Annotated in this window: 10 protein-coding genes and 1 tRNA gene; 7 read left to right on the plus strand and 4 right to left on the minus strand. The window is 58.8% G+C overall.

Annotation, left to right across the window (positions count from 1 at the left end):
* Nucleotides 1-105 precede the first annotated feature (105 nt).
* A tRNA-Lys gene (locus tag RUH64_RS15830) sits at nucleotides 106-178 on the minus strand.
* A 173-nt stretch (nucleotides 179-351) separates the two neighbouring features.
* Here RUH64_RS15830 and RUH64_RS15835 point away from each other — a divergent pair.
* The 4 genes from RUH64_RS15835 to RUH64_RS15850 all read left to right on the plus strand — a co-directional run bounded on the left by RUH64_RS15835 (nucleotide 352) and on the right by RUH64_RS15850 (nucleotide 8,452).
* Nucleotides 352-1,284, plus strand: coding sequence for a 2-hydroxyacid dehydrogenase (locus tag RUH64_RS15835; protein WP_313814684.1), 933 nt, complete (start codon nucleotides 352-354; stop codon nucleotides 1,282-1,284).
* Nucleotides 1,285-1,546: 262 nt separating this feature from the next.
* Entirely contained in the window at nucleotides 1,547-3,319 is a 1,773-nt protein-coding gene (locus RUH64_RS15840) for an ABC transporter substrate-binding protein (RefSeq protein WP_313814685.1), read from the plus strand.
* A gap of 87 nt (nucleotides 3,320-3,406) precedes the next feature.
* Complete coding sequence (locus RUH64_RS15845; protein ID WP_313814687.1) at nucleotides 3,407-4,900, plus strand: malate:quinone oxidoreductase; 1,494 nt, start codon at nucleotides 3,407-3,409, stop codon at nucleotides 4,898-4,900.
* A 180-nt stretch (nucleotides 4,901-5,080) separates the two neighbouring features.
* Nucleotides 5,081-8,452, plus strand: coding sequence for an efflux RND transporter permease subunit (locus RUH64_RS15850; protein WP_313814688.1), 3,372 nt, complete (start codon nucleotides 5,081-5,083; stop codon nucleotides 8,450-8,452).
* 78 nt (nucleotides 8,453-8,530) lie between these two features.
* Here the strand turns inward: RUH64_RS15850 and RUH64_RS15855 are convergent, their stop codons facing one another.
* Together RUH64_RS15855 and RUH64_RS15860 are read right to left on the minus strand one after the other, a co-directional pair.
* On the minus strand, nucleotides 8,531-9,292 hold the full coding sequence (locus tag RUH64_RS15855; protein WP_313814690.1) for a hypothetical protein: 762 nt from the start codon (nucleotides 9,290-9,292) through the stop codon (nucleotides 8,531-8,533).
* Between the two features lie 9 nt (nucleotides 9,293-9,301).
* Entirely contained in the window at nucleotides 9,302-10,210 is a 909-nt protein-coding gene (locus tag RUH64_RS15860; RefSeq protein ID WP_313814692.1) for an ATP-binding cassette domain-containing protein, read from the minus strand.
* Between the two features lie 135 nt (nucleotides 10,211-10,345).
* Here RUH64_RS15860 and RUH64_RS15865 point away from each other — a divergent pair, with 135 nt between their 5' ends.
* Both RUH64_RS15865 and RUH64_RS15870 read left to right on the plus strand, forming a co-directional pair.
* A complete protein-coding gene (locus RUH64_RS15865) occupies nucleotides 10,346-11,758 on the plus strand; it encodes a histidine kinase (RefSeq protein ID WP_313814693.1) in 1,413 nt (470 codons plus the stop codon).
* A complete protein-coding gene (locus tag RUH64_RS15870; RefSeq protein ID WP_313814694.1) occupies nucleotides 11,755-12,456 on the plus strand; it encodes a response regulator transcription factor in 702 nt (233 codons plus the stop codon). Before RUH64_RS15865 ends, RUH64_RS15870 begins: the two co-directional genes overlap by 4 nt.
* Here RUH64_RS15870 and soxR read toward each other — a convergent pair.
* Nucleotides 12,416-12,901 carry a redox-sensitive transcriptional activator SoxR gene (soxR, locus tag RUH64_RS15875; protein WP_313814695.1) on the minus strand — a complete coding sequence of 162 codons (486 nt, stop codon included), beginning with the start codon at nucleotides 12,899-12,901 and terminating at the stop codon, nucleotides 12,416-12,418. The two genes, RUH64_RS15870 and soxR, sit on opposite strands and share 41 nt — an antisense overlap.
* A gap of 86 nt (nucleotides 12,902-12,987) precedes the next feature.
* Here soxR and RUH64_RS15880 point away from each other — a divergent pair, with 86 nt between their 5' ends.
* Nucleotides 12,988-13,221 (plus strand): hypothetical protein, encoded by a 234-nt coding sequence (locus RUH64_RS15880; protein WP_313814696.1) that lies wholly within the window; start codon nucleotides 12,988-12,990, stop codon nucleotides 13,219-13,221.
* Nucleotides 13,222-13,325: the final 104 nt, after the last annotated feature.

The raw sequence follows: 13,325 nt of genomic DNA on the forward strand, positions 1-13,325 counted from the left end.
AACCCGGAACCTAATGATTAAGAGTCATTTGCTCTGCCAATTGAGCTAGAGGCGCATATTCATTTTTTGTAAACAACTAGTGAGATTATTCAAACCAATTGTTCGTGCGCCCCCCGGGACTTGAACCCGGAACCTAATGATTAAGAGTCATTTGCTCTGCCAATTGAGCTAGAGGCGCCCGCTGCGATGTTCTAGAAGCTTTTTAGCTTCGCGCTTTCGCAACGAGATAAAACTCTACCCAGCTTTTGAGCATCGCGCAAATCGAAAACCTACTTTTCAGCGGTGACGTACATTACAAGAGATGACTAGGGGTTACTACCGTGAACCCGGCCAGATTTGTAGAGTGTTTCCATGAGTACAGAACGCACGGTTTCATTCCCAACCGCAGAACTTCTCGAAGCCGTAGGAGAGCTGCCCGAAAACTTGAAACCAGTGATTTGGGATCTAGAAACAGACCCGAACTCATCGCTCGATGACATTGATATAGCGATCTTCCCTTACATGGCTGACCCGAAGTTCCTCGCTAATGTCCGCAAAGCAAAAAATGTGAAGATTGTTCAGACCCAGACCACTGGCTATGACGGCATGATCGACATGATCGGCGATCGTGCTGACATTTGTACCGCAGCGGGAGTTCACGCTGCAGCCACCGCTGAAATAGCCCTCGGTCTGACTATTGCCTCACTGCGCGGATTTCCCACATCGGTCAGAGACCAACAGACCGGTAGGTGGAATCCACAGCAGTGGCCAGGGCTTGCCGATCGCACGGTCGGTGTGGTTGGTGTCGGCGGCATTGGAGGCGAAATAAGAAAGCGCCTTGAACCTTTCGAAGTCAATCTGCTGAGGTTCGGCTCTAAGGCACGCCACGACGAGCACGGACAGGTATTCGACACAGATCAGCTCCCCGAACTCGCTGCGCAAATCGAAGTCTTGATCCTCATCGTCCCGCTCAATGACTCAACGCATCACCTTGTCGATGCCAGGCTTTTGGCTCAGCTGCCTGACGGTGCCACCATCGTCAACGTAGCAAGGGGCCCGGTAGTAGACACCGATGCGCTCGTAACTGAAGTTGTCAGTGGGCGACTGAATGTTGCTTCAGACGTTTTTGATCCCGAGCCGCTGCCTTCCGACCACCCATTGTGGCAGTGCCCCAATGCATTGATTACCCCTCATAACGGTGGCAACACCAGCGCGTTCTTCCCCCGCATGGTGAAATTGCTCAAACGTCAACTACTTGCCTGGTCGAAGGATCAAGAAGGTGAAAACCTCGTTCACCGCGCATAATCGGGGCTGTATATCTAACATTTTGATCTCACTTGGCGGCTTCCCGATGTTTTTCAAAGGATACCGCCAGATCGTTGCGTTATCTTTGATAGATATCCCGGATCAAAATGCCCGCAAACGCGCTACTGCCCTGCGGATCCAACACATTTTCCGGACGTAGAAACGCCTGCCATGAAGGAAGTTGAGCCCAATAGTGCCTGCCACGCCGCTAAAACACGTCTCACGACGAGCACTTCTGACCGGCACTTTTGCTAGTGCCGCTATGGCATTAGTAAGTTGCAGCACCGCTCCTACCTCGGCCACATCTACTGCTAGTACCGCTAAGGCGGTAGAACAGGCCCCACGCACCCTGCGACTGGCAGCACCAGCTCCCCCGGTTCGGCTGGATCCCGCCATTGCGGCAGACAGCGAATCCTTCCGCGTCACCCGTCAGATCTACGAAACGCTCATTTCGCTTGATTCAAACAGCGGCAGCCCGGTTGCGGGCCTAGCTGAGTCATGGACTCAAAGCGAGGATGGACTGACCTATACCTTCACTCTTCGACAGGGTGTGAAGTTCCACGACGGCACCGAGCTTGACGCCAAGGCCGTCGTTGAAAACTTCAAACGCTGGGCCACCATGTCTTCCAAGCTTGCTGCAGACTCGGGTCAGGGCTTCAACGAGGTCTTCCACCACAGGGAGGACCTTCCCAAACTTCCCTCGCCCAAAGATTTAGAAACCAAGCTCAAGGACGGTGAGCAGCTCTCCGAATACGAGCAGGGCGCCGAGCAGCATCGGCTACAAGCTTTCGAAGCCGTCAAGCCCGTATTCAAGCAGACCTTGTTCGTCGGAAAATCATCAGCGGGCAGCGCCAGCTACTTTTCGTCGATCCAAGCGACCAGCAAGTACCTGGTAACACTCAAGCTTCGCCGTGCGCTGCCGTCCCTGATAGATGCGCTGACCTTGCCGGGCATGGCCATTGCCGCGCCTTCCGCCCTCACCGGCGGCCCCAAGGACAACCCGGCCGACGCGCTATTGACCACGCCAATGGGTACTGGGCCATTCAAGTTCGCATCGAACAAGGACGGTCTCGTCCGCTTGGAAATCTTCAACGATTATTGGAATTCCGCACGCTTCGAAGCGAATAAGAACCACCCAGAAGTGGTTTTGATTTCCTCAATAGCATCTCCCTATAACCGGGAGACAGCTATGCGTGCCGATGAAATCGATGGATTTGATCTGGTCTCGGTAGACATCATGAGGAATTTGATCCGCGGGGCCAAATTGGTAGTACAACGCGACCCTTTCTCGGTGCTCTACCTCGGATTAGACCGGCGCAACAAGTGGCTTGCCAAACCAGAAGTGCGCCGCGCAATTGCCCATGCCATCAACCACGGGCAGCTTGCCGACAAGCTATTTATTCAAGGAAGCAAATCCGCGGGAAGCATCCTGCCACCTGCCCTGTCGATCCCGGAACCTGAGCCCCGCTACAACCTCGATCAAAACCAAGCGATGCAGCTGCTGGAACAAGCCGGCTACAAGGGTGAAGAAATTGAGTTCGCCTACCCTTTGCGGGTCTCCCGCAACTACCTGCCGCTGCCGGAACGTACTTTTGCCCAACTAGCCGAAGACTTGGCCAAGGTCGGCATCAAGATCAAGCCGCGCCCAATTCCTTGGACCGACGGCTACGTAGATACCGTCCGTTCAAAGGACTTCAACGGCATGCATTTGCTGGGCTATGCCGGCGGCTACCGCAATGAAGACGACTTCCTGTCGGGAATTCTTGCCGCCAAGGCCGATGAATTCGGATACACCTCAACGTTACTTGACTCACAAATTCTGGCAGCGCGGTCGCTTGAACCCGGTGACGAACGCACGGCAGCCTACGCTTCGATCTTGACGACCATGAACTACGATTTGCCGCTGGTTCCTCTGGTATTCCCTATCTCAGCACTGGCGTTCAATTCGAATGTGACGTTCTACCCGTCATCCCCGATGCTCAATGAATGCTTCGCAGACATACAGATGAATAATTCACCGGCGATCTCAAGTTAGCTACCGACCAGCCCTACTTATCAGTTAAGGATTTCTAACCGGCGGTGGAATAGGTCTACTCTGGGTTAGAGCAAAGTATCACTGTCGATGGAGTTCCTCGTGCCTTCACAAACGTCAACCGAATCTTTTGACGTCGTCCTAATCGGTGCCGGTATCATGAGTGCCACGCTCGGCACCTTGATCAACCAGCTGGAGCCAACCTGGTCTATCGGCCTATTCGAGAACCTGGACAAGGCAGGCCTTGAGTCCTCCTCTCCATGGAACAACGCTGGCACCGGACACTCGGCACTGTGCGAGCTGAACTACACCGCTGCCAAGGCCGATGGTTCGGTTGATCCGGCCAAGGCCATCGGTATCAATGAGCAGTACCAGATCTCCCGCCAGTTCTTCTCCTGGGCCGTGGAAAACAAGCGCGTTGAAGGCAATGGCTTCATCAACGCCCTGCCTCACATGTCGTTCGTAATCGGCGAGGACCACTCCAAGTACCTCAAGACCCGTTACGAAGCACTGAAGCCGAACACCTTGTTCGACGAACTTGAGATCACCAACGACCTGGACACCATCAACGAGTGGACCCCGCTGGTCGCCAAGGGCCGCAACGAGTCCGAAAAGGTCGCAGCTTCGCGCGTAGTCTCGGGCACCGACGTCGACTTCGGCCGACTCACCGCCGACCTGACCAACTCATTGAGCGCCGCGGGCGCCTCCATCAACTTTGGCCACAAGGTCCAGAACATCAAGCGCGATGGCTCCGGCTGGGTGCTGACCGTCAAGGACAAGGCCAACGGCGCCACCAAGACCGTGAAGGCAAAGTTCGTCTTCGTCGGCGCCGGCGGCGGAGCATTGCCGCTGCTGCAGAAGTCGGGCATCGAAGAGATCAAGGGCTTCGGCGGCTTCCCGGTCTCCGGCCAGTTCCTGCGCTGCACCGATGAGGCGATCGTCGACCAGCACAACGCCAAGGTTTACGGCCAGGCGTCGGTAGGCGCCCCGCCAATGTCGGTTCCGCACCTGGACACCCGCTTTGTCGACGGCAAGCGTTCGCTGATGTTCGGCCCTTATGCCGGCTTCTCCATGAACTTCCTGAAGTCCACCGGCCAGCTTGATCTCCCGCTGTCCCTGCGTCCGCACAACATCATCCCGATGCTGGCGGTGGCCAAGGACAACATGGACCTGACTACCTACCTGATCAAGGAAGTTCTCAAGTCCCGCGCCAAGAAGGATCTGTCCCTAGCGGAGTACTACCCCGAGGCCGACGGCTCCAAGTGGGAGCTGATCACCGCAGGCCAGCGCGTACAGGTTATCAAGAAGGACGCCAAGAAGGGCGGCATCCTGCAGTTCGGCACCGAGGTCATCGCTTCATCGGACGGCACGATCTCCGGCCTGCTTGGCGCATCGCCTGGTGCATCGACCGCAACCCCGATCATGATCGGTTTGCTCTCGCGCTGCTTCCCGAAGGAATTCGCCGGCGGCTGGGAGTCCAAGCTGAAGGACATCATCCCTTCCTACGGCCAGAAGCTGAACGACAACCCAGCCCTCTACGCTGAGGTCAAGGCCGCCACCGATAAGACCCTGGGACTTCTCTAGTCTCCTACCACGATGGGCCGCTCACCGCTGGGTGAGCGGCCCATCGTCATGCCCGCGACCGAATCAGCTCCCAAGGTACTCCTCGCGGATGATTTTGGTCCGATTATTCGGTTGTCAATAGACAACGAACTAAGGTTGAGAGTGAGTCTTTTTCCCCGATACCGCTAGGACAACTCTCGCATGCAGCGCTTAGCCGTTTTGTCTCTGAAGAACCGAGCGCTGATCGCGCTGATATCGGTTTTCATCGCCATTTTCGGCGTCTTGTCGATGACCTCCCTGAAGCAGGAGCTCATCCCCTCCATGGAGTTCCCGCAGATCGCCGTGATGGCCACCGAACCGGGCGCGAGCCCCGAGGTCATCGACCAGCAGGTCGCTGAGCCGCTGGAGACGGCGCTGCAGGCGGTGGAAGGACTGGAGTCCTCCACTGCTACCTCCTCGGCCGGGTTCACCCGCATTGCGCTGATCTTTGAGTACGGCACCGACATGGACCGGGCGCGCTCACAGGTGGAGCGCGCGATCGCCAATGCGAAGCCGAACCTCCCCGAGGACGTGGAGCCCACCGCCATTGCCGGTTCCATTGCAGACCTGCCGGTCATTCAGATGGCCGTTTCCTCGGATCAGTCGTTGGAGCAGCTGCACGACGATGTGAACCGCATCGTCATCCCCAAACTGCAGAAGATCGACGGGGTGCGCGAAGCCTCGGTATCGGGCGGTGCGAGCCAGCATATTTCGGTGATTCCGGACGATGCGAAGTTGGCGGCCAAGGGGCTGACCGTCAAGGACATCACCGACGGCATCGAGAATTCCGGCTCGCCGATGCCCATCGGCACCATGGACACCGACGGGCTGACCCTTCCGGTCATCTCCGGCTCCGCCCCCGACTCGCTGAAGGCCGTCGGTGAGATCCCGCTGGTTTCCGACCAGGGACCGGTCCTGCTCAAGGACGTCTCGAAGATCTCCATCCAGGCCGACGACGCCACCAGCATCACCCGCACCAATGGCGAGGACACCCTGTCCATCGCCGTCACCAAGACTCCCAGCGGGGACACCGTCGGCATCTCCGACGCAGTGACGCAGATGATCCCGAGCCTGCAGGAGGAACTGGGACACGGGGCGAAGATCACCACGATCTTCGACCAGGCCCCGTTCATCACCGATTCCATCGACCACATGGCCCTGGAGGGCGTGCTGGGCCTGGGCTTCGCCGTCGTGGTGATCCTGGTGTTCCTGTTCTCCATCCGCTCCACCCTGGTCACGGCGATCTCCATTCCGCTGTCCCTGATGGTCACGTTCATCGGCATGTACGCCGGCGGCTACTCGCTGAATATGCTCACCCTGGGCGCACTGACGATCTCCATCGGCCGCGTGGTGGATGACTCGATCGTGGTCATCGAAAACATCAAACGGCACCTGTCCTATGGCGAGTCGAAGATGCAGGCGATCCTTGTGGCGGTGCGCGAGGTGGCAGGCGCCATCACCGCCGCGACGCTGACCACCGTGGCGGTGTTCCTGCCGGTGGCGCTGGTCGGCGGCATGGCCGGCGAACTGTTCCGCCCGTTCGCCATGACGATGACCATCGCGCTGCTCGCTTCCCTGGTCGTGGCGCTGACCATCGTTCCGGTGCTGGCCTACTGGTTCCTGCCGCACCGCCCGGGCAGCGAGAAGACCCATACCGCGCATGTCGCGGAGGACAAGTCCTGGATGCAGCGCACCTACACCCCGGTGCTGCGCGGCACCCAGCGCCACCCGGTGATCACGCTGTTCGCCGCCATCCTGATCCTTGCCGGCACCGTGGCGATGACCCCGCTGCTGAACACCAACCTGCTGGGCAGCACCGGTGAGAACACGATCTCGATCAAGCAGACCATGCCCAGCGGCTCCTCCATGGACACGACGCTGAAGGAAGCGGAGAAGATCGAGTCCACCGTGATGGACATCGACGGCGTCGAAGATGTGCAGCTGACCATCGGCACCGGTTCGGGCATGGCGGCCCTGTTCGGCGGCGGCACCGACACCGCGAACTTCACACTGATCACCGACAAGGACGCCGACCAGGAAGCGCTGGCGGCCACCGTGCGCACTGACGTCGAGGCGCTGGATCTGAGCGAGGGAACCGAGGTCAGCTTCGGCGCCAATTCGGGATCCATGATGAGCTCGGATGTCACCGTGGAAATCAAGGCCCCCGACGAGCAGACCCTGCGCGAGGCCACCACCACGGTGCGCGAGGCCCTGGACGGCACCGAGCAGGTCACCGGCATCAGCGACAACCTTTCGGCGATGCGCGAGCAGGTGTCCATCGACATCGACGCCGACAAGGCGGCCGCGGCAGGCCTGACCGAAACCCAGCTCTCCGGGCTGATCGCCTCCCAGGTCTCCCCCGTTCCTGCCGGGACCCTGCGCATCGACTACACCGACATGAAGGTGCAGGTGGGCGAGGGCATGGAGCTGAAGAGCGTGGACGAGCTGAAGAAGCTGCAGATCCCCACCGCCACCGGCATGGTGCAGCTGCAGGACCTGGCAACGGTAGAACGCACCGAGGTGGTGCAGGAAGTCACCACCTCCAACGGCGACCGGATTGCCACCGTCAGCCTGACGCCGGCAGAGAACCAGCTGGGCACGGTGTCCCGCGAGGTCTCCTCCACCCTGGAAACCCTTGACCTGCCGCAGGGTGCCACGGCGGAAATCGGCGGCGCAGCCACGGAGCAGGCTGAATCCTTCCAGCAGCTCTACCTGGCCTTGCTGGCTGCGGTGGCCATCGTCTACGTGATCATGGTGGCGACCTTCAAGTCGCTGATCCAGCCGCTGATCCTGCTCGTCTCCATTCCGTTCGCAGCCACCGGCGCCATCGGCCTGCTGCTGATCTCCGACATCCCGCTGGGACTTCCGTCGCTGATCGGCATGCTAATGCTCGTGGGCATCGTGGTCACCAACGCGATCGTGCTCATCGACCTGATCAACCAGTATCGGGTTGATACCCCTGAGCGGGCGGCCATGCCGCTGGAGCAGGCGATCATGCAAGGTGCCAGGCAGCGTCTGCGCCCGATCCTGATGACCGCGCTGGCTACGGTGTTTGCGCTGCTGCCGATGGGCTTGGGCCTGACCGGTCAGTCGGGATTCATTTCGCAGCCGCTGGCGGTTGTGGTGATCGGAGGCCTAGTCTCCTCCACGCTGTTGACGCTGATCCTGGTGCCGGTGCTGTACCGCCTGATCGAGTCCCGCAAGGAGAAGAACACGGCCCGCCGCGCCGCACGACGCCACGCAAAGTACGCCCAGCAGGCGGCCCCGGCGTTGAGCGCAGCGATGGACGACGCGGCAGGTCACGTAAGCCCGACGCCGAACCTCGGGAGCGTTGAATCGAAGAAGCAGGCAAAGCCCGAAAAGCCCGCCAAGCGCGACGCGGACAAGCCAGCCGATCCGGGCACAGCGCAGAAGCCGACCCAGGTCTTGAACCCTGAAACCGGCCAGCTTCCGATTTCACGGCGCGAGCGGAAGGTCTTTGAACAGATGCTCAAGGACAACCCTGCCGACCCTGAGGGCAACAGCCCTCGGTAGCGCTAGGGCCGACCGATCAAACAGCCAGGTGTGCTGTCACCACAAGGTGGCAGCACACCTAGCTGTTTAATCTGGGCTTCAAGCGTCGGCAACGATGAAGCGCCGGGATCCAATGGCCAACAGAAGTATCGCCCATGCGACGAGGATTCCCAGGGCCGCAGCAGGCCCATAGGGCTCGACGGCTCCCGTGGCCAGGAAGGTGGCGGCGTTCGTCGGAAGATACTGCACTATTTCCTGCACCCAGTCGATGCGTACCAGCTGCAGGATTTGGGGAAGGCCGACCACCAGCATGAGCATGGCAACGATCGAGCCCGCCGAATTCCTGCACAGCAGGCTCAAGCCGATCATCATCAAGGACAGCAGTGCCAAGTACGCTCCGGCACCCAGGGCGGCGGTGGCCAGATCCGAGAACGCAAAGCTGCCGTAGTTGTCCGCCGCCAATCCAGCGGGGATGGTACCCAGCAAGATCGCTGCAACTCCCCCGATGAATCCGACGACCGCCACGACCAGCGATTTGGCGGCTACGAGCGTGAATCGGCGCGGCACGGATTGCAGCGTCTGACCCATCTGATCGGCCGAGTATTCGCCGCTGAGGTGAAGCACCGCTGCACTGGCAAACAGCAATTGCCCGAATTGCAGGCTCGCGAACACCATCAGCGGGGCTGGCATCGCTGTGTCGTAGCCGTTATCTCCGCTTGCCTTGGCACTAGCCCCCAGCAGCCAGCCGAGGACAACGCTGGCAGCGATCCCCGCGAGCAGCAGCGATACGGTAGATCGCAGGCTGAAAAACTTCGTCCATTCGGATCGGGTCGCTGCAGTGAACTTACCGAACTTCAGCATTCCACTTCCCTACCTTTCTTGAGCGCTGTATTCCACAGCTTCTTGGGTCAACTGAGTGTAGATGTTCTCCAGGCTGCTAGTCCTGGTACTCAGCTCATGGAGTTCACAGCCCGCACGGTAGGCCACTGCACCCACGTCATGGAGTGTTCCTCCTGAAATCAACAGTTCGTCGTGTGCTTGGACGATGACGGTCAGGCGTTCACTCTCCAGTGCTGCTTTCAACCGCCCGGAGTCTGGAGATTTCACGATGATTTGTGCGCCGCCACCAATCTCCAAAAGTTCCTGCATGGGCGCCTGGGTAATCAGCTTGCCTCGGCCGATCACCACGAGCTGGTCTGCTACCTGCTGCATCTCGCTCATCAGGTGGCTGGAGACGAAGACCGTGCCCCCATCATTGGCGTGCTGCCGCATCAGGTCGCGAATCCAGCGAATTCCTTCGGCGTCCAACCCATTCATCGGTTCATCAAAAATGAGTATTTCCGGATCTCCCAGCAAGGCGGCTGCAATCCCCAGTCGCTGGCGCATACCCAGGGAGAATCCCCTGATGCGGTCTCCTTCTACCGCACTCAGTCCAGCGGCTTCCAAGACAACGTCGATCCTGGATGAAGGGATGCGGTTGCTTTGGGACAACGCTTTGAGGAATGTTCTCGGCGTTCGTCCTGGGTGGCCGGCGTTGGCGTTGATGTGGGCGCCCACTGTCCGCAGGGGGTAGTCCCACTGATCGTAGGGCTTCTGATGAATCATCGCGCTTCCCGCTGTGGGGTGTTCAAGTCCAAGAATCATGCGCATAGTCGTGGTTTTCCCCGCGCCATTGGGTCCTAGGAATCCAGTAACCAGACCCGGCTCGATGCTGAGGCTCAGACCATCCACTGCGGGTTTGGCGCCATAAACCTTGGACAGGTTGTTCAGGGTTATCATCGGTTGTCCTTCCGTTGATACCCACGCTATGGAAGGCGGCGCCAACAGCGCAGGATGCCTTGGTAGGTACTTCCGGACCGTGGAACCCTACTTTGGTCGGTGTTGCATTGGGGCCGAAATTACTAGCATGACGTTATGAGCTCCCCTAGCCTGCCCACGTTGTGGCCACGCTTGACCCAGGCTTTTTGGATCATGTGTTTGGCACTATGTACGTTCTTGGTTCCCATTTCCAGTGCTGGCTCATGGGTGCTCCTGGGTCCAATAGGCATCGTGGTGAGCTACTTTGCGGGTCGCCACCTGCAATCCAGGCTCCCCGGAATCCTCGCACAAGCGATCGGTGCCACAGCAGCCGGCATGGTCCTGCTCTTTTCGGCGCATTTAAGTATCTGGGGTTTCCTGCTGAATCTCATGACATCGGTCCTGTTATTCGTTTTCCTGCCATGGTTTATCGGCAGCGCGCGAAGGCAGTCCCAACAATTTGCCGTGCGCGAAGCGGAACAGCTCAGGCTGAATGCCGCCGCCGAAGAACGAAACCGCATTGCCACGCAGATGCATGATCAGCTGGGGCACGACCTGGCTCTCCTAGCGTTGCAGGCATCCGCCCTGCAGGTGTCAGCTCCCAACGACTCGCCCATCGCCCTACAAGCGGCCGGTATCCGTCGGCAGGCAGATACCGCCGTTGAAAATCTCCACAACATCATTGGCATCTTGAGGCACGAGCTCGAACCAACGTTCAATGTGCCGATTTCGACATCTTCCGCAGACCAGCTGATTCACGACTCCCGTGCCAAGGGAATGCATATAGAATTCAGCGATCTCGATCTTTCCAGCACCCCGGAGTCTGACCTTGCGCTTTCTCATCTGGCTTCGCAATTATTGTTTCAATGTCTTCGAGAGTCACTAACGAATGCCGCGAAGTACGCCCCGGATTCTGGGGTTCTCATATCAGCGTCACGCACACATGATGGATTAGAAATCTCGCTCAGTACCAAGCTGCCTAATGATTCCGCCAAGGTGTCGCTTCGGCAAGGAACAGGACTTGCCACACTTCACCGTTTTTTCGAGCAGCATCACGCCAGGCTCCACTATGGCCCACGCGATGACTCCTTCGTCGTGGAGGCAATCATTCCAACAGCACCCGGGCAGGCTGCCAATAGTCAACGGCAGACCCAGCAGCGCCCATCGCGCCACCGGCTCGCCACGACGTTGGTACCGCTGGGAGTCCTCACCTTGATTGGCGTGGGATTCTTTGCCCTGCAACAGGCAACGTTCTCTGCAACTGCGCTGCCTCCGGCAGTTTTTGCCCAGATAGCCCCGGGCATGAAAGAGTCCGAAGTCAAGCAATTGGTCAGCGCCAAAGGTCTGGACTCTCCGACCCCGATCATTGACGAACCACCGATACCCGGCGGTTCAACCTGCCGCTTTTTCGCGGCCCGGTCAAGCGTCATAGACTTCAGCAATGAGATGTACCGTCTGTGCTTCGATGGAGGAACTCTGGTGTCCAAGGAGCAACTGTTTCCCCTTCCACAGAGCGGCGGTAATCAATGACCAGCTCAGCGAAGGTTTCTGTGCTAGTCGTCGACGACGATGCATTGATCAGGGCGGGAATTTGCAGCATTCTTGGCAGCGATGATCGCATTGCGGTAGTCGGCGAAGCTGAAAACGGATATCGTGCCATCGAATTATCGCAGCGACTCAAGCCTCAGGTAGTGCTGATGGATATCCGCATGCCGCAGCTGGATGGGCTGGCGGCGCTTGAGGAGCTGCGAACAATCCAGCCCGGCTCACAGGTGATAATCCTGACGACTTTTGGGGAAGAAGACTATATCGATCGGGCGCTGCGCTCCGGCGCCGGCGGCTTTCTATTGAAGACCTCCTCCCCTGAGGAAATAATCAACGCCGTCATTGCCGTGTCCCAAGGTGCGGTGGCGCTCTCTCCGAGAATCGCTCGCAGGGTGGTGGATCGGCTTCAAAGCATCGACACATCCTCCGCTCGGCGTGCCACTTCGATGATCTCCAGCCTCACGCAGCGTGAAAGCGAGGTACTGTCTTTGCTGGGTTCCGGTGCAACCAATGCAGAGATCGCGGAACGCCTGGTCCTTACGCAAGCCACCGTCAAGGGCTATGTCACCGCTATCTTGCTCAAGCTTGGAGCTCGCAACAGAGTCGAGGCGGCGTTGATTGCCTTTCAAGCTGGACGGTTAACTAACTTTCATGCGGACCGAAGTCCGCGTCAAAATTCCTGATCCAGCGCGATCCCGGCCCCTCCGCGGCCGCCTCATCCTGCGGGTTGAACAACGAACACTTGGTGGTGGACAAGCATCCGCAGCCGATACACCCATCCAGTGAATCACGCAGGGAATTCAGCTGCTCGATGCGTCGGTCCACTAATATTTTCCACCTGCCACTAAGCTCTTCCCACTGTTTCTGGCTCGGGGCGCGGTCCACGGGAAGCTCGCTCAACGCCTCGGAAATCTGCGTCAGGGTGAGTCCCACACGCTGCCCGGCGGCGATTATCGCAACCCTGCGCAACGTGTGCTTGGGATAGATCCGCATATTGCCACTGGTGCGCGTTGAGAAGATCAGCTCACGTGACTCATAGAAGCGCAGGGTAGCTACGGTGACGCCAGCACGTCGCGCCAGATCGCCGATGCCGAGTTGACTCTTGGCTATGCGGTGGCTGGAAGACATAGTTGCATTATTTCGCGGTACTTGCTTGAGCTCAAGCTAACTGCACCTTGTTCACTGGGTCAGAGATGACAACGAAAGGACATATTGTGGCCACCTCCACCCTGAACCCCTGCGATCTCCCGTTCTTCCTCACAAGGTCCGAGAACTCCGGTGCAGAACGTGGCGAACTGCCAGGTATCTGGGCATTGCGCCGTCAGGTGAGCGCACTGCGCCAGCTTCAGAGGAACTGCGGCTGCGAGTTCACCGACGGAGCTCCGCTGCGTCCCCACGAACGGCAGTCGATCATTCTCGGCGGAGGCTTCGCACCTGCAGCCCGGTAGCCCAACGGTGACGAACGCCACTGGACGAATATGGGAATAATTGACGCTTCAACTTGTTATTACATGCATACGCATATAAATTGGAGAACAAGCACAGAGCGCAA

It is taken from the genome of Glutamicibacter sp. (genome assembly GCF_032154645.1).
In the GTDB taxonomy this organism is placed as follows: Bacteria; Actinomycetota; Actinomycetes; order Actinomycetales; family Micrococcaceae; genus Glutamicibacter.